The organism is Acinetobacter sp. AYS6, from assembly GCF_025630795.1.
Taxonomy (GTDB): Bacteria; Pseudomonadota; Gammaproteobacteria; order Pseudomonadales; family Moraxellaceae; genus Acinetobacter.
On the sequence record NZ_JAOTNV010000011.1, the window covers coordinates 38,369 to 56,775 of the forward strand.

The 18,407-nt window shown below is 42.7% G+C and carries 14 protein-coding genes and 2 tRNA genes; 3 read left to right on the forward strand and 13 right to left on the reverse strand.

Annotation, left to right across the window (positions count from 1 at the left end; translation table 11 throughout):
* Nucleotides 1-56: 56 nt before the first annotated feature.
* Entirely contained in the window at nt 57-494 is a 438-nt protein-coding gene (locus OD757_RS16915; protein WP_004795325.1) for a DoxX family protein, read from the reverse strand.
* 194 nt (nt 495-688) lie between these two features.
* On the opposite strand from OD757_RS16915, the gene OD757_RS16920 reads away from it, so the two are divergent.
* On the forward strand, nt 689-1,336 hold the full coding sequence (locus OD757_RS16920) for a DedA family protein (protein WP_204388969.1): 648 nt from the start codon (nt 689-691) through the stop codon (nt 1,334-1,336).
* Here the strand turns inward: OD757_RS16920 and OD757_RS16925 are convergent, their stop codons facing one another.
* The 5 genes from OD757_RS16925 to OD757_RS16945 form a co-directional block, all read right to left on the reverse strand.
* On the reverse strand, nt 1,337-1,927 hold the full coding sequence (locus OD757_RS16925; RefSeq protein WP_204388966.1) for a LysE family translocator: 591 nt from the start codon (nt 1,925-1,927) through the stop codon (nt 1,337-1,339). It abuts the gene before it with no gap.
* A 214-nt stretch (nt 1,928-2,141) separates the two neighbouring features.
* The gene (locus OD757_RS16930; RefSeq protein WP_204388964.1) at nt 2,142-2,528 is read right to left on the reverse strand and encodes a hypothetical protein; all 387 of its coding nucleotides are present in this window, start codon (nt 2,526-2,528) and stop codon (nt 2,142-2,144) included.
* A gap of 10 nt (nt 2,529-2,538) precedes the next feature.
* Nucleotides 2,539-3,381 (reverse strand): ParA family protein, encoded by an 843-nt coding sequence (locus tag OD757_RS16935; protein ID WP_005037493.1) that lies wholly within the window; start codon nt 3,379-3,381, stop codon nt 2,539-2,541.
* A 77-nt stretch (nt 3,382-3,458) separates the two neighbouring features.
* On the reverse strand, nt 3,459-3,851 hold the full coding sequence (locus OD757_RS16940) for a SirB2 family protein (protein ID WP_004795332.1): 393 nt from the start codon (nt 3,849-3,851) through the stop codon (nt 3,459-3,461).
* Nucleotides 3,852-3,862: 11 nt separating this feature from the next.
* The gene (locus tag OD757_RS16945) at nt 3,863-4,171 is read right to left on the reverse strand and encodes a BolA family protein (RefSeq protein ID WP_000051228.1); all 309 of its coding nucleotides are present in this window, start codon (nt 4,169-4,171) and stop codon (nt 3,863-3,865) included.
* Between the two features lie 229 nt (nt 4,172-4,400).
* Here OD757_RS16945 and OD757_RS16950 point away from each other — a divergent pair.
* Nucleotides 4,401-4,476: transfer RNA gene (locus tag OD757_RS16950), tRNA-Gly, on the forward strand.
* Nucleotides 4,477-4,521: 45 nt separating this feature from the next.
* Nucleotides 4,522-4,597, forward strand: a tRNA-Gly gene (locus OD757_RS16955).
* Nucleotides 4,598-4,763: 166 nt separating this feature from the next.
* Here the strand turns inward: OD757_RS16955 and OD757_RS16960 are convergent.
* The 7 genes from OD757_RS16960 to OD757_RS16990 are packed head-to-tail and all read right to left on the reverse strand — an operon-like array spanning nt 4,764 to nt 18,367.
* Nucleotides 4,764-5,525: a 4'-phosphopantetheinyl transferase family protein gene (locus tag OD757_RS16960; RefSeq protein WP_263032584.1), complete on the reverse strand. Its 762-nt coding sequence runs from the start codon at nt 5,523-5,525 to the stop codon at nt 4,764-4,766.
* The gene (locus OD757_RS16965) at nt 5,525-7,378 is read right to left on the reverse strand and encodes an alpha/beta fold hydrolase (RefSeq protein WP_263032585.1); all 1,854 of its coding nucleotides are present in this window, start codon (nt 7,376-7,378) and stop codon (nt 5,525-5,527) included. The genes OD757_RS16960 and OD757_RS16965 overlap by 1 nt, the downstream gene beginning before the upstream one ends.
* Before the next feature lie 54 nt (nt 7,379-7,432).
* Nucleotides 7,433-8,707: a porin gene (locus OD757_RS16970; protein WP_263032586.1), complete on the reverse strand. Its 1,275-nt coding sequence runs from the start codon at nt 8,705-8,707 to the stop codon at nt 7,433-7,435.
* The gene (locus OD757_RS16975; protein ID WP_263032587.1) at nt 8,704-12,354 is read right to left on the reverse strand and encodes an outer membrane lipoprotein-sorting protein; all 3,651 of its coding nucleotides are present in this window, start codon (nt 12,352-12,354) and stop codon (nt 8,704-8,706) included. Before OD757_RS16975 ends, OD757_RS16970 begins: the two co-directional genes overlap by 4 nt.
* Nucleotides 12,355-12,378: 24 nt before the next feature.
* Nucleotides 12,379-16,338 carry a non-ribosomal peptide synthetase gene (locus OD757_RS16980; protein ID WP_263032588.1) on the reverse strand — a complete coding sequence of 1,320 codons (3,960 nt, stop codon included), beginning with the start codon at nt 16,336-16,338 and terminating at the stop codon, nt 12,379-12,381.
* Entirely contained in the window at nt 16,335-16,595 is a 261-nt protein-coding gene (locus tag OD757_RS16985) for an acyl carrier protein (protein WP_262144518.1), read from the reverse strand. Before OD757_RS16985 ends, OD757_RS16980 begins: the two co-directional genes overlap by 4 nt.
* The gene (locus OD757_RS16990; protein WP_263032663.1) at nt 16,592-18,367 is read right to left on the reverse strand and encodes an acyl-CoA dehydrogenase; all 1,776 of its coding nucleotides are present in this window, start codon (nt 18,365-18,367) and stop codon (nt 16,592-16,594) included. The genes OD757_RS16985 and OD757_RS16990 overlap by 4 nt, the downstream gene beginning before the upstream one ends.
* Nucleotides 18,368-18,407: the final 40 nt, after the last annotated feature.

Sequence of the window (18,407 nt, forward strand, 5' to 3'; positions counted from 1 at the left end):
CATAGAAATAAAAAAACCGGATGAATTGCTCATCCGGTTTTATTTTATCTTGAATATTATTTCTCAATTGCATGATCTAAACTAATACGGCCAGCCCCATGAAGCATCAGAAAGAATAAACCGCCTGCCATTGCAAGGTTTTTCATGAAATGGATGCCGTTGTTATATTGCGCCGCTGCATCAGCACCACCTTGGTGGAATAAAAATGCAGTAAGAATACTAAAGATTCCAAGTCCGAAAGCTGCAAAGCGTGCTTGGAAACCAAATAACAAGGCTAAACCACCGCCGAACTCAACCAAGATGACTAACGGAAGAATTCCAGCTGGAACCCCCATTGCTTCCATATATCCAGCAGTTGCTGCATAACCAGTAATTTTCCCCCAACCAGCAACAAGGAAGATATAGGCGATAAGAAGACGTGCAATAAGGCTAATGAAACTGTCTGCGCCTGATTGCGTTACGATATTTTTGACCACTACATTTGGATTAAACATATTGCCACCTTTATTTAAATGCTTATTTATTGATGAGCTCATTCTAGGTTTGGGACATTGATAATTAAATACTCAAAATCCATATATATCGTTGCATAAACGAGATGATCAATTTGTATTTTTTTGATGCTTTATACTGACTTTCTATAGGCTCACTGCTAGGATTTGAGCACGGTTTACCACTTGCTCTTATCATGGAACTTATTGATTTTATTCTACACGTTGATCAACATCTCGCCGAATTTATTATAAATTACGGGACGTGGATTTATGGCATTCTATTTTTAATTATTTTTGTTGAAACCGGTTTAGTGGTTATGCCGTTCTTGCCGGGAGATAGTTTACTATTTGCAGCTGGTGCTTTAGCAGCTTCTACAGGCGCGATGGATCCATGGGTACTGGGTACTCTACTCTTCATTGCTGCCGTTTTAGGTGACACGGTCAACTACCATATTGGACGCTTTATTGGTCCCCGTGTGTTTGAAATGAATTCTCGATTCATTAATAAACAGCACTTAGTTAAAACTCAAGAATTCTTTGCTCGCCATGGTGGCAAAACCATTATCTTTGCTCGTTTTGTTCCATTTGCCCGTACCTTTGCCCCTTTTGTTGCTGGGGCTGGTAGCATGAACTATAAGTTTTTCTTAACTTATAACCTGATTGGAGCATTATGTTGGGTCGCTTCTTTTGTCACTTTAGGCTATTTATTTGGAAATATGCCAATCGTTAAAGATAACTTTACCCATCTTATTTTTGGCATCATTATCATTAGTGTTTTACCAGGCATCATTGGATTTATACGTGAAAAACTCAAAAACCGAAAAGCCAATGTTCCAGACTAATTAAAAGAAACGGAACACCACCGGAAGCATACATAAAATGAGCAACATGGCCGATCCTTTATATAAATGATCGGCTTTTATTTTTTTGATTGGACCCGCTAACAGTGCCCGTCCAAAAATCATCCAGAAACTTGCAGCCGGAATCAGGATTAAAGTAAAAACACCAAATACGATAAGAAAATTTTCAGGCGAATTCCATGCTTCAGCAGGAAAGATACCCGCTGCAAACAACAAAGCTTTAGGGTTTTTTAAGGTAGATAAAAATAATTGACGAGGGCGAATATTGCGGTGACTTTGGCTGAACTGTTGTAAATGCGTGTTCTTCCATAGATGAAAAGCAAGCCAGAATACATAGAACACACTCGTAATATGCAAAATGAGCAGTAGTGCTGGCCAAATTGGAGCAGCTAAATGAATAAATACAGCCCAAAAGCTAATACCGTAGGCATAGCCTAACCATTCCATTGGAATAAGCCAGAATGCTTTAGATAAACCTTGAGAATGAGCAGCGGTTGCAAGTAAAGCATTTGTCGGCCCCGGAATGAGCAAAACAGCCAACATTGCCAATACAAAAAACCAACTCTCAATCATAAAATTTCCACAACATCCAAGATGGGGCCACCTTAAACGAAATAGGCAAAATATAGCAAGTTTGTGAGAGCTTTAGATTATAGAAAATACAGAATTTATTAAGCTTTAAAATTCAAAAAATATTGATTTATATTAATTTTATTATGAAACATTTTGCTAAACTTTATTCATCACAATATGCCGTAATTAGCATATTGTGATGCGAAACTGTCTATTAATTCGTCTTTTTTCGAACAATAATTGGGCAATTTTTAAACTGAGCAGCCTGAACAATTGCTTCTTGCTGACCTAAAACACGTGAAAGTTCGGTGTTTTTCGTTGAAGAAGATTGTCCCATGTTGACAGAGATGGATGGACCGAATCCCCAACCTCCTCGTCCCCAACCACCACCGAGTCCAAGTCCGACGCCCATACCGGTACTTTTCGGAGTTTGTACACCATTGTCGATATATTGTTGAATACGGTTATATTCACTTTGTAGCTGTTGGCAGCCCAAAGATTGATATTGTGTCGGAGACACGTAAGTTGGTTTTACCGTCGTAGCACAAGCACCTAGTAATAAAGTGACTGCCACCAAAGGCGCAATATATAAGCCTTTCATCATTTTTCTCTTATCGTTTTGGCTCAATTTCACCAAACAATGTCTCATAAGCTTGAGTCAATTTATGTTCTGGTGCCAAATGAGCCAAAGGTAAATTTTTCTGATGCGATTCTTTCATTAAAACTGAAGGCGGTAACATGCTATTAAGTACAGGCAACCCTTCATCTTTCAACTGCTGAACCACTTCCCGAGGTAATTTTGCTTGAGCTTGAAATTGGTTGACGACAATTCCTTCAATCTCCAAGCGATCATTATGATCATCTTGCGTTTCGAGAACATTTTCAATCAATGTTTGTAACGCACGCTTTGAAAAGACATCACAATCGAAGGGAATTAAGACTTTATCTGCTGCTATGAGTGCCGATAAAGTAAAAAAGTTGAATGCAGGTGGTGTATCTATATAGATACGATCATATCGTCCAATTAAGTTTTGAATTGAATCACGTAATTTATAAATTTTATGTTTACTTTCAAGTGCATGCTCAAGAGCACCAAGTGTTGGGCTGGCAGGAAGCACATCTAATTTTGCAAAGGGAGTTGAGTGTACAAAGCTATCAATATCTTTATTTCGTGGGGCTTTTAAAATCGAACCTAATGCATTACCGATTAAACCCTTTTGTTGATTGTTTCCCAACACATCATCAAAGAAATTTTCGATATTTGGTTCTAAAATTGATTTTTCAGCAGAATAGGTTGCGTCATCCCCTAAAAGGTACTGACTAGAGTTGGCTTGAGGATCAAGATCAATGACCAATGTCCTTAAGCCATGTTTGGCACTAATCGCGGCCAAATTTACAGTAATACTTGATTTCCCTACACCGCCTTTTTGGTTAAACACCACACGAGTTAACATGTTTCCCTCTGCATATTTTTTTTACTGTACGCAGTTTAACCTAGAGCTTAAGCAAAAAGGCAAAGAATGTAGAACAATTAAGCAAAAACAGGCTTCACAATCACTAAAATAATAATAGCAATAAATGCGATCGCACTAATGATTAAACCCGCACGACGCTGTGCCAATAAAAGAGTGTCATCTTTTTTAAAGGCTTTCATCAGAGAAGATAACAAGACTAAAAATAGAATAATTTTAGCGTAAAACCACGGCTGTACCTGAAAGTCTTTCATGACCAATAAAATTGCGCCAGTAATAAAAACTACGGTAAACGACAAATGCTGTAAGGCAACTAATATTTTGCGTCCCGCCGGATTTGGTTGCTCCCCTTGCACGCCGACAAACAGAGTTGAAGCGCGTAAGACAAAAACCATAAGTGCAGCAGCCACCGCAGTCATATGAATAATTTTAGTGAGTAAATGTGCATCCATGAAATTAGCCCTTAGCTTTTAGGTGCATGTGCACATTCTGGGCTAGCAGGCGCCTGACCTTGCCACTCACTTGGTAAATAGGCATGAATTGCTAAAGCGTGAATTTGACCTGGATTCATTAAGTCTGAAGCCAAGGCATAAACTTTTTGATGACGTTGAACTAAACGTAATCCGTTAAATTCTTCACTCACTACAATCACTTTAAAATGTGACTCTTTACCTGGGAAATAACCACCATGTCCAGCCGATTCATTAATAACTTCCAAATGGCTAGGTGCAAGGGTTTGTAACCGTTCAATCAATTGTTGTTCAAGGCTCATAGCTTTTCCTTTACGATTATTCGTATATTTGAACCTAGTATACCCTGTCTACACACAAACAAAAGTTGCTCTTGTATGCTTTGGCTTCAAACAAAATGTCTAATTATTCGGCAACTTAACGATAAAAATACAGCTAAACACTCATTTCTGATTTTATTTTATGCAATCAGCATATTTATTTGCACAAAGTTGTTGACCCATGTTTCGCTTAATGTATTATAAGCGGCACGCGGGAATAGCTCAGTTGGTAGAGCATAACCTTGCCAAGGTTGGGGTCGCGAGTTCGAGTCTCGTTTCCCGCTCCAAATTGGTTTTTTTTGAGAAAGTTTTCGTAAAAACTGCTTATATATGCGGGAATAGCTCAGTTGGTAGAGCATAACCTTGCCAAGGTTGGGGTCGCGAGTTCGAGTCTCGTTTCCCGCTCCAAATTTAAAAAGCCCTAGTCGAAAGACTGGGGCTTTTTTCTTTCATTGATTCATAATTTTTGCGGTCTATCCATTCACAGCATAATTCATTGAGAATGGTTCAGCTCAAAGTCAAATATTTTATTACTAGGTTCACATTTTTAAATCGTCAGTTATAACGGTTCAATCTAGTTATATTTACAAGGCGTTGGAGTTATTCGATGCGTAGATATAAAAGGTAATAATTGAAAACAGTCCAAATTAAATCTTTCTAGGTTATGGCTTTGCTGTAAACATATAGAAAAGATGAAGTGAGAATCATATATATAGCTTTCAAAATAATACTCTTCTGTCTTTTGAGCATCATTGGTTGAATCGAGAAACTGTATATGCTCAGGCAACACATGAAAGTTAAGCTTCTTTAAATGACGGCTCATTCCTTCGCCAGTACATTTAATATAGGCTTCTTTTAAAGTCCATATTTGAAAAAACCGCTGGTATACACTGGATGAATCAGTGAGTTCTTTCTCTTTAATCCACTCAATTTCACTTAGGTCTAACACACTATCGACACGCATCCACTCGAACTCACGATCCACTTGTTCAATATCAACACCTATTTCCCCTTCTTCAGTCACAGCGAGGATAATAACGTCCGCTGAGTGAGTAAGATTAAAATACACAGCCTTGCTGCCTTGTACGAAAGGCTTGCCGTTGGGATGTAATTGAATATTAACTTCATGGGGTGAAATGCCTAGCTTATCCGCCAAGACAGTCTTCACTAATACGCGGGAGATCAAGAAAAGACGAGCCGCCTTAGGATGATATTGATCATATCTCAGCTTCTCTACCGAACTGAGAAAGCCGAGATAATGACTTAATACCATATGGTCTTGTGGTACCCGTGTAACTGGGCAGACATAGACCTGCACTTGTGCAAGATCAGACATTAGGAAGCGGTAGTGCTGTTGTATTTCATCAGAACAGGTACGAGGTAGTCAGAAACCGCATCTACATGTGTAACGTGCGGATTATGGCCTGCACCAGCGATAATATGTATAGGGATATCTGAGCTTATTGTGGTAACAATTGGATCTTTATCTCCCACAATGATTTCAACTTTAGAGCTAAGCTCGTTTAATAAAGCTGTCTGAGTTGCTCGCTGCTGCGGCAAACTAATACGGTGCATATACTCACTAATATGCTTGGCTACCGACACTCGACGTAATGAATCCATCGCATAACTAACAGACGGATTTTGTTGTCCATCTGGATGTAGGTCTTTAGCAATCATATCTTTTGGCACAAAACGGAAAATCAGATTAGATATAGTTTTTATCTGAAACATTTTAGCGGCTTGTGCCTGAACAAAATAAGGCGATATGAGGATGAGGCGTGCAACTTTATCTGGATATTTCTTTGCAAGATTCAACGCAAAAAGACATCCTAACGAATGCGCAATAACAACACTATTTGGCGTTAAAAGCTTTGCAGCAGCATCAATAAATTGATGATTGTTGTCTTCCATCAGCTCATAACTGCCTGAACGTCCAAGTCCCGGCAGATCCATCATAGCGACCTGATCGTATGTGATTTTATTGATGATTGGAGACCAGCATGCACTATCAAATGGAATGCCATGTAAAAATAATGCAGATGAGGTGTCAGAACTAACAGGCTGTTTAGTATAGATTTCTGTCCAATATCGATTCTGATAGCTGAAAGAATTAAGTTTTGGTACTTGCATACGACCAAAGCGTGTAAGTACCAAACGATCAATCCAGCGAGAGAAATAAGGAGTGATATTGATCAGGTCTGCGATGCCCATTTTCGCTGCCATCGCCTCTGCCCCGGCAACATGATAGTGCTCGGTAGAAATGAAAGAGAGTTGTTCTTTAGAGCCGTCAAGTAAGACCTCAGGTAATTTCTCTAATAGACCTTTGGGTACTTGTAAATGTGGTGAGCTGACTCCCAAATGCTCGGCAGCTAGGTGAACGAGACGATGAAATTTCGGCGTCGCAGGATCAAGCAGCATATACTCCTGAGCAATGGTCTCAGGATAAGACATCGTTCGGATCAGAAAGCTCACGATATACTGCATATTGCATAGTGGTAGGAATGTGTCACGGCCACCTGGCAATGCCAGTAGACGTCCCTGATAGAGCTTATCAATCATGCCAGCAAGACCGATATATTGCATATCGCCATAGTTATAAAAACCATCAATAACTGTGGCTGGATTTATTGCAGTCCATGGCACATTTAAACGCTTACAGGCCTCAATGAAAGCTTGATAACCTAAAATTTTTGAAGCTTCATAGCCACCATGTTTACAATACAACTCATCAGCTGACTCTTGTGGCGGAGTAGCCACACGATATCCACCAATCCAGATAAATCGCTCAAGCTGCTTCAATGTTGCAGCCCATTCAATCAAGGCAAGTCCTGACTTAATATTGGTACGCTCAGCTTCAGCTTTGCTAATGCCCCAATTAAAGGATGCGGCAAGATGATAAATCACATGGATCTTTGCCTGAGCATCCGCTAGCAAAGAGTCCAGCTTAAAATCGCGGCTTAAATCATATTCGATAAACGAAATAGACGGATCGACCAGCCCTTCTGTTGCAATGAAACCTAACAGCTTATCTTTCTTGGTTGCGGCATTACGCAGCGCAGCAATCACCTGATGACCTTCACGCAGAAGATCAACGATCAGTCTGCTACCAATAAAACCTGCTGCACCTGTTACTAATATGGTCTTCCGTGAAAAATTATCTTTTTTTGCGTTATTTAAATTATCCATAAATCACCTTATTAGGGACTGGGCACTCCCAGCATTGTTTTGGAGCGAATTATCTTAAAAATTATATCGAACCTGGGCATACACCAGACTGTTATCTCTAAATTGTCCTAACACCGTATCATTTCTACCCCAGAAGCGATCTCCACCTACATTCAATTGCCAGTGATCATCAAGGCTGTAATTAATACGAACCCTCAATAATTCATTAGGCTCTGGTGCAAAGTAGAATCCTGTTACTTCTAATTTTAGATTATCATTCAGTAGGTTAAGTGCATAGCGCAGCATAGCTCCATACTGATCCTGCTCATATTGGTTACTGATTGTTTGCTGATAACGGTAGACTTCTCTCAATGATGGATTTGTTAGGCTGTCGGCAGATCTAAAGTCCTCCGTATGTTTGTATACGCCAACCAAACTTAGCGTGGAATTCTTCAAGGCTAATTCTGGACCCATGACCACGGTCAGATTATTTTTTTTGTGCGTAAGATCTTCACTACCATTCGAGTCAGTGTGGGTATATGCCGCTTCACCGCGCCACACGATATCGTTATGGTTATAACTGAAATCAAATCCATAGACGGACATAGGATTATTTTTCAGCTGCAATGTTGCCTCCCCTGTTGGAGATGCAGAAAGTACTGACAGATCGGGCATGTGGTCCAAACCTGAGAAATACGATGCACCCACATCTAGACCATCTACAGAATAATCCCAGCGTATTGCAAATGCAGGACGGCTCTTCTTATCTATTTCATACTGGACACCAGAAATCTGGCGCAATGGAATCACATCTGAACGACTACGCGGATACCACAATGCTGTCCATTTATTGGTTCCTGATTCAGGAATATATGTCAATTTGATTGCATCATTTCCAAGACGTTGATCTGTCTCATCAGGCACTAGGCGCGTATAGTCACGGGGCGATAGATTATCTGTCGGATTAATCCCATCAGCTCTCCCCCAGATGACAATCTGTCGACCAACATCGACATAGACGGTCTGATCCCAGTTATAAGAGGCATATAACTCACGTAAGTTGCGATTTACCTTACTCACCTGATCTGGGTTTACAGTATGGTCCGTTTCGTCTCCAATATTTATGTCGTAATGGATCTTAAACTCTGGATTAAACTTGAGCGTACCATTGGACCAGAAACTTGCTTGTCCAATGTTTTTTAACGAACTTAAATCACGATCTGATGACCATATATCGAGTCTGGCTGAGTTCTGGCTGACAAAACTAATTTCGCTGTCATCTGCATGAGCATGCTGCAGTAGCATAAAGCTACTGCAGCATGCAAATACCCAATAGGCACCTTGCGTCATTTTTCAAGACTCTGCGGTGAAAAAAGCTTATCGGATAAAGTTTTTTCTGCGACAAAATCGTTAACGATAACTTGTGTCATATGCTGAGTTTGCAGGTTTTTCGCCATAGATTTCATGGCCTGCCATCTTGGTTTCACTTTGCCGTAAGGACGGATATCGGTGAATTCAATGTGTTTTAAAGGCTTGCCTGCTGTATCCCAAATGTCGATGGTTGCTGTAACAAAGTTATCTTTGAGGATGCACATACGACGTTTGCTATAACCAAAGTCACTCTTCACAGTATTGTTAATTGGCGTTGCTTCAATCATGTAGCAATCTTTACCATTAAATTTGCCATCTGCCAGCTTCGTATACTTCCAGTCACTGAGCTTATAGCCAAGTACATCACCATAACTAAAGTCCGTACCAATAAAAGCATCGCCCTTATTCGCTGATGCAAGACGACGTACTTTTTTCAATGCAGGCAAATAGACAAACATGCTATCACTGCCTTTTGCATTCTCAATCAACAGTGTCGTGGTTCCCTGTACATCTGCTGGTGAGATGAATTCAGTCAAACGCATATTGTTCTGGGTATTTCCAGCAAGCTTAGTCATATTTTTAGTCAAACGTACGCGTTGCTCACCGCTTTTAGACGTCAGCACAAATTTAGCACTAGCACTTGAAGACAAGAACTTAGAGGCATCATCACTACGGTTAACAATGTCTTGAACTTCATCTGCATGAGATGTTTTAGGCATCGACATTGTGAGCGCCGTACCCAACAAGAGACTTGTCACAACAGTTTGTGCAACGGTAATGTTCTTCTTATTTAAGGGAAAGATAAAACGAGGTTTCAATATTAGAATCATTGTAGGTACCATAATTAAGGTTGCAAATACACTGAAAAGCATCGCAATCACAATAAACATCGCTAGCCATTGATGCACATGGAAGCCTTGCGATAAGGACAATACGCCATACCCACCAGCAACAGCAGTCGCAACAAAAAGCGAAGCCTTACCAGCAGTACTTAAAGTTTTACGAATAGCATCTTTGATATCACCACCCTCTTCACTCAAGATTTCTCGCAAGCGATAGAGGAAGTAAATGGCATAATCTGCACCAATACCAACCGCCATGGCGGAGATAAGGGAATTCGGAATATTGAGCGGAATATCGAGCCAGCCCATCACACCAAAGATCGCAAGAATCGAGAATAGAAGTGGGGTCAGGACAATGAGTCCAGCAGAGAACGAACGGAAAACTAGCGCAGAGATAAAGAATACGGCAAATGAAATCTGTAGAATATTCATGAGTTTGCCGTGGACCATGGTTTCAGTTAAAGCGATGGTCTGAGTCACATCACCACCAAAACTCACGACTGCTTTATCACCCAATTGACCCGCCATATATGTTTTTAGCGACTCAAGGATTTCTTTGATACGGTGATTACTACCTGTTTTTAGCAGTATCGTGATCTTGGCATAGCGCTGAGTCGTATCAATATAAGATTCAAAATCAGTCGGCTCTCCAGACATTGAATACAACAGCAGATACTGAGCAACAACATCTTTGGTTGCTGGGACCTGAAATGCCTGCGGCTGATCGGCATTCATTGCCTGATTCATTCTTTTGATATAGTCCACGATAGAGATGGTTTTACCGACCTCTGGAATTGAATTCGCGAACTTTTCTGTATTATCAATCGCTTTTAGGATTTCTGGGTTTTCAATACCATCACGAACTTTTGTATCGACCATGATGTAGAGACTGTTTGTGCCACCAAGAGACTGATTCAAAAATCTGTCGTCTTGCTGCATGGGTAGATCGCGCGAGAAGAAGTTACGGCTATCGTTATCTACCACAATACGACTCGTGCCGAGAGCAAGAAAAATACCCAGTACTGCAATCACAGTCATTAGCATCATTCGCGGACGAACTGACAAAATGACATCACCAATGCGTTTTGGAATCCAGTCCCAGATCGGCAAACCTTTGCGTGCAACCTTGGTAACCGAAGGCGGTGGTAACATTGAGCGAAGTACAGGAATAAAAGTCATCTCAATGATCAGCGTACTGATGATCCCGATTCCTGTAAAAATACCGAATGAACGGATAGTCGGAATATTAAAGGTCAACAGAGAGAAGAATCCAGCCGCTGCAATTCCGCCAGCCAATATCATAACCGGACCAACACGAACCATAGACTGCACCACGGCTTCGCTATTCGCAGCTTTAGGCTCCATCCCTTGGGCGATCAGACGATCAAAATCTTCATAGTATCGCTTGAGCAACTGCACGGCGTGCCCTGCCGCGATGGCCAGAATTAGAATGGGTGTAGGAGAGTTAAAAATATCCATTGGCTGTTTGAACAGCCCCATCATGCCCATACCCCATGCTACAGACAGCAATGCTGTAACTAATGGCAGGATCAAACCTTGTTTACTGCGGAATGCTTCGAAGTGCAATAATCCAATAACCAACACGGCAATTGGGAACAAGATATTGATACGCTTAGAATAATCTTCAGCTTTATCTAAATAGACTGGATTACCACCAACACTGATGGTCATGTCCTTAGACTGTTCAGCGGCTACGATTTTGTTAATCGGGCCCATCATCTTTTGGAAGCCCTCTGGACTTTCCTCAAGCTCAAGCAAAATAGCAGCAGTTTTCTGATCTTTAGATACTACCGAATTCATATAGATTGGATTCAGTGCCAGCAGTTTTTTCAGGTGATCGACATCACTCTCGGTCACAGAACTATTCGGCAGTAATTTCTTGGCATCAAATCCATCCGAATTGGCGGTGATCCCTTTAGCCTGACGCGCAGCCAGACTCATTAGAGTAGATCGAACCACGCCCGGAGCATTATCAACTTCTTCGGTAATGCGTTTAACTTTTTCTAACACTTGCGGCTGATAAATATCACCCTGCTTCGGTGTAATACCAATCACGACCATGTATTTGGAGCCGAATTTCTTTTCAATCAGCTTGGTCGAGGTGATATAAGGATGACCTTTGGGGGCAAGCGCATCTGGATCAATAATAATTTTTACGCCAGATGCAAGATACGCCAAGGCAATCGTTAAAAGCATCACCACAGTCAGTACAATACGGCGATGTTTGAGAATCCAACGCGAGTATTGTTCCATCACCTGATGAGTCTTACGAAGTGGTTTAGTGGTCTCATGCGTTTGCTTACCATCTTTACCAGCCGACTCATAGGCTTCGCCCTTCTGAGCCAACGCTTCAAGGTTAGCAACATCTTTCTTGAACTGGGCAAGAACCATCTTTTTCAGTAGTGCTGGAGGCAATACACCAAAAAAACTACCTGGCTCAGCCTCAAACACCCACTCAATCCATGTACCTTCCGGATGTGATTTGAAGCGGTAAGTACCGGTGTAGTGAAAAGGACCTTCCACGACTTTGAACGCATACAATTCGTTCGGTACTAGATGTGTGATTTCACCTTTAAAGGACATCTCACGACCAATAAAGCTAAAACCGATTTCATACTTGCTGCCCACGCGTGGAGTATTGTCTAGCAGTTCAGAATGCTTACACGACAATTGCCAACCTGCATCATTGGCTGGGTTTGCAAGATATTTGAAAACCTTGTCAATCTCAGCCGGTATGAGGAAAGCATGTTCTATGGTCACCATAGTGGTTCTACCTTCTTGTATTTTTTATGCAGGAATTGGATACATCTGATCAATCGTCTGGGCAACAGCCACGACGTTCTCAGCGTACATAATTGAGGAATGGTCACCAGGCAGATCCACCTGTGTAAACGTGTCTTTAACCAGTTGGTCCCAACCTAGACTTTCGCCAAAATCTTCCAACTCATCTTTGGCCTTAACCAAGAGAATCGGAAAATCTTCGGGTTCGGGGAAATAGGTCTGGAGTGCGATGCCATTAGCTAAATAAGTATCAAAATAAAGTCGGAAATCTGATGGATCCGCATCCAGAGGTAGAACATTGATGGCCTTGGCTTCTTTAAGCACATGATCAAACATGTGATCTGGACTCAATTCACGCAAGTATTGCGCTGGGATCGTCAGCTTTTTGCCATAAGGCGCAGCTAAATCGCGGGCAAACCAAGATAAAAGCATGGCATCGTCGGCATCATCAGGCACATTCTCTGGAATTGGAGCACGGGTATCGATCATGACAATCCCTGTGACCTGCTGTCCCATTTGACGTAACTGATGACTGATCTCGTATGCAATTGCACCGCCAAAGCACCAACCACCCAGAAAATAAGGTCCCTCAGACTGCGTCTTTTGCATTTCAGCAATATAGAGGGTTGCCATGTCTTCGATCGCCACTTCAGCAGCATCTGCTTCAATCAGGCCTGGAGACTGAATAGCACGTAAGGTACGGTTCGGATTGAGATGACGCGAAAGCTCCATATAACAGAAGGTACTACCACCAATCGGATGGAACAGCCACAGTGGTTGTTCGTAAGTTCCACGGCGAAGCTCGATTACAATAGAGGGTTTAATCTCTTTATCGTCACGAATGATCTCAGCCAGACGCTCCACGGTGGAGTACTGTGCTAGCAAGGCAACGGGTAGGTCGGTACTGAATACCTTTTTGAGATGATTGATAAGCTTTACAGCCAGCAACGAATGCCCGCCCAAGTCGAAAAAATCATCATATATCCCAACCCGTTTGACCGACAGGATCTGCTCAAAGGTAGTACAGAGTTCAATTTCAATCGGATCACGTGGTGCAACATAATCGTTACTTTGTTCAAACACAGGCTCAGGAAACGCTTTACGATCCAACTTATTGTTGGCCGTCATTGGAAATTCATCCAACGTCATAAACGTATTTGGTACCATGTAAGCTGGTAGATGGATTTGCATCGTCTTTTTCAAACTAGCAATATCAATCTCATGTCCAGTTAAATAAGCCACCAGTTTTTGATCGTTGCTGGCTGTACTCTTAACCAGTACAACTGCATCGGTGATACCGTCGATCTGTTTGATAACATTCTCGATTTCGCCTAGTTCAATACGGAATCCACGAATCTTGACTTGGAAATCTAGACGTCCATGATGAGTCAAACTTCCATCGGTACGCAGACAGACTTTATCTCCGGTACGATAGAGTCGACCAGCATTTGGAAGGGATGGCAAAGTTCTAAATTGAGCATCTGTCAGTTCAGGTCGATGCCAGTAATCAACTGCTAGACCATCACCCCCAATCCAAAGCTCTCCCATGACGCCCGGTGGGACTAAGCGTTGCTGTTCATCAAGAACATAAAGCTGGGTATTCGCCAGTGGTTCGCCTAAATCAATAAATTTTGCATCAGTGATACGAGCCGCACTTGACCATACCGTAGTTTCGGTCGGTCCATAGACATTCCAAAGACAGCCGACTTTACCCAGCAGTTTTTCTGCAAGAATAGTATCTAGTGCTTCGCCTCCACAGAGTGCAGTTAACCCTGTATTACCGCTCCACTCGCTATCTAAAAGCATTTTCCAAGAAGCCGGTGTTGCCTGCAAAACATTGATAGACTTAGTATTTAGATAATCCACCAATTGGTTGCCGTCTTGTGATACCTCACGTGGGCAAACATGCACTACACCGCCGTACATCAGCGGAATAAGCAACTCAAGAATCGAGATATCAAATGCATACGTGGTGATTGCTAACAACCGAGTCTCAGTCGTTATTTGCAATCTATCATTCATAGATAGCAAGAAATTGATGATTGAAGGATGCCCAATACGCACGCCTTTAGGCTTACCTGTGGAGCCTGAGGTGTACATCACATAAGCGGTTTCACCAAAGGCCAGCGTTTCGCGCACTTGCTCTAGCGGCACAACGCCAGCTTGATTGATATCTAAACGCGGTACAGAAACGTTAAGAGCATCCATCAACTCGGTTTGAGTCAAGATGACTTTAGGTCCAGCATCTTCGATGATGTTGTGCAAACGTTCACTTGGGAAATTAGGATCTAGCGGTACATAAGCTGCTCCTGCCGCCCAGATCCCGAGAATTGCTGCTGGTAATAACGCGGTACGATCTAACATGAGACCTACACGATCGCCACCGGTAACGCCATGCGCACGCAAATATTCAGCAATACCAGCGATATGTTGACCTAACTCACCGTAGCTAACCGCATGATCCTTCGAGGTTAAAGCATGATTATCACCACGCTCATCAATCTGCTTTAGAATCATTCCAAGTAGATCATGTTGAGGATAATCAGTAGCCTGACCACGTAGGGCCTCAAACTGGATGCCATCCACATAATCAGGTGCGATATCTAACTCAACGATCTTACGTTCAGGATGAGCCACCATCTCTGATAGTACAGCTTGCAGCAGTTGCACCATATTCTCGGCAGACTGTGCAGAAAATAACTCGGAGTTGTATTTCAGTACGCCAACCAATTCGCCTTGATATTCACCGCCCATTTCCAGCGTAAGATCTAATTGACCTTCTTGCTGGCGAACTGGAAAACTGCCTAAGGTCAGGTCTTGGCCGACCAAAGTCGCTGGGGTCTGGATTGGCAAGAGTAGTTCTTTAAACTCATCCATACCACCTAGACGTTCCCAGAACATTCCCACCTGAGCCAATGGGTTAATACTGCCGTCACGCTTGGGTGAAACAGCCTCAACCACTCTAGAAAAGGCAACTTTTTGATGCTTGAGACTCTGTCTTAATTGTTCCTGCACCTGCTGAGTAAATTGACGTAAAGTCTGATCAGCATCGATGTCCATGTGAATAGCAATCGTATTGACAAACTGCCCCAGTGCATTGCGTAGAGAGCGTTCAAGTCGACCAGCTACCGGTGTGGCGATAACGAGTTCATTTTCATTCGATAACTTGTGTAGCAGGATATAGAAACCAGATAGTACAAGTCCAAACAGCGTGATCTCATAATCTTTCGCTAAGTTCACAAGTCCAGACGACACTGATTCAGGTACACGGAACACCAGTGAGCTACCTTTGTGTTGCTGTACAGCCGGACGAGGATAATCAAGCGGAAGGCTATGCACGTGCGGTGCATGTTGTAACGCATTTTTCCAGAAAAGTAGACTCTCATCAGCATCATCGATCGCAGTACTCTGCTGCTTATCGGCATAATGTGCGAACTCAATTCCGTTCACTACGTCTGACTCTGTAACTAGTCCAAAACGTTTGCAGATATCACGCAGCAAAAGACCAATTGACCAGAAATCCATAAGGGCATGATGAATTACAACCGCAATCACATAGTGATTTTCACCACGTTCATAACAATGAATACGCCACAGCGGAGGCTGAGTCAGGTCAAACGGCTGTTTAGTATCCTGCTCGACTAATTGGGTCAAATCAGATGCCTCGACATGGCGAACATCAGAGAAGACGATATTCGGATACACACGATCCCAGATAAGTTGCTCAATACCCTGATCATTGGCAGGCATGCTTACACGTAGCAGCGGATAATCCTGCATGACCGCCTCTAGAATCTCCATCGGCTTATTGCCCAATGATTGGTGGACCTTCACATCAAAGGCCACCACCATATTGTAGGCACTGCAATTTGACTCAAGCCGCTGGATATACCAGATGCCGAGCTGTTCTGCAGAAATCGCATGGCGCGATAAAATTGCAGGTTCCAGTCGTACAAGGTTATTCACGAAGCAACTCCCTGCTGCAACTGAGAAACAATATATTCAGCCAACTCATTAATTGTTGGGTAATCCCATAGTAGTGTTGGCTCAAGCTCCAGTTGTGTCAGATCTTCTAAATCCCCAGACACCGACAAAGCGACAATCGAATCAAGACCATAACTGGTAAATTTTTGCTGTGGATCAAGAGTCTCAGGCTCTACGCGCATTTCTTTGGCTACTAGCGTACGAATGATGGCGCTCCAGTAGGCGTTATCTTTATTCATTGGGTAATTTCCTCTTTAACCGGTTTGGCATCACGCGGTGCCAGTCCAAAATCGATGACAGATAACATATGGTTGGTTGAAATTCGGTCTAGCAAATCTGCCGAAGTGCTTTCACGTAGTGATGTCATTGGAGGGGATGTCTGCCCTTCAGCAGCATTTAGGAAAATGATCAGCCATGCACCATCCTGCAAAGCAGGTCTTAAACCATGACGGTTAAAGATCCAAAAACCCAGCACAGCAATGCGAGCAAATAACTCGGCATAGTCGCGGGCCAAGCTGAAACGTAATGTTTCAAACTCTTTAGCCGCTTCTGAATTTGAGAAATAATCCTGAATTTTTTGATCTAGCGTGCGCTGCTCGATAAGAAGTTGATCAGCACGTTCACGTAACGGGGACAGAATCTCAGCAGTCAGTCCCTCTGTAACGTCCGCATCGTTGAGCATCTCGATGATCGTTCCCAGTGACTCCATCACCAAGTCACCATCGCGGTTGAAAATCTCAAGCTCGCGAAAATCAATAGCGTCCGTTTCCACCTGTAAGTCATACAGTTGGCGATAGCGTGCTTTAGCTTCGGCTTGGTCGAGATGGTTTACTTTTTTGCTACGCCCTTTATTGGCAGATTTGAGCTGAAAACTCAGACTGTCTAGACAGACAGTGCTACTGCCGTCAAACACACTAACAATCAGATGGTCTCTGAATGCTTTCTGGTACATTCCATCAGCATATGCATTTCTTAAGAAAAAACGCGATCCAAGTACTGAGGAAGTGATCTTAGCGAGTGACTCTACATACTCAGGCACCAGTACTTTAATGATCGGTGACCATGTGCTGAACTGATTGATACAAACGTGTAACCCACGCGCACCAACGAGTGACAACACCTCAGCAGCCAATAGATAGGCATAAGCTGTAGCCAGTTGCTCACGCACCAGCGGAATGCTTATTACTTTTTTGTTATACAACTCACGCTCAATAGCAAACTCAGTCGCGATGCGCAGCATCGTATCGCCCGCACCCAAAGAGAAACTACTACAATATGCACGCGTCACCTGTAGCGTTTTGAGTCCAAGCTCTAAGCCCTGACCTTCTTCGCCGATCAGAGCATCTTTGTGAATTTCAGCATTATTAAAGCCGATACCACTGATATCTAACCCACGCATACCCACTGTTGGCAGACGGTTCAGGCTATAGGTTCCTTTAGAAACCATCTGACGCTTATCAAGCCAGAATGCACTCAGGCTACGTGGTCCACGGTCATCCGACGTTTTAGCAATCAGACTTAAAGAGTCACCAAGAGTCGCGCGATTGATCGACCATTTTTCGCCATTTAAGATGTACTTGCTTTCATTCGCTTGTGCAGTTACTTCACTGGATAACAGATCAGCTCCATGCGCTTTCTCACTATAAGCCAGCGCTGGTGCAGCACCACTCAAAATCCGACTGGCGATATTTTGGCATTGATTAGGGTTACCGCCGATCCATACGATCACAGACCAAGCATTCGTGCTATAGGTCGAATTGATGGTTAGATCACGTCGTGCCAGCACGCGGTGTAGATACAACAACTCTTCACCAATTTCCATGCGACCTCCAAGCTCTGAAGGTACATAAAAACGGTTCATGCCCACAGCATTCAGAAAATCAACAGCTCGCTGAGGGTATTGCTCTTTCTCATCGCGCTCGATAGCTGCGGACCAAGAAAAATCATTATTAGTATCATGTACGGAGCCTAAAATTTGCTCCAGACGAGCAGCAGATTGAAACTGCCGCAAATTGGACGTAAGTGACATGAATTTTTGCTCAAAGGATTAA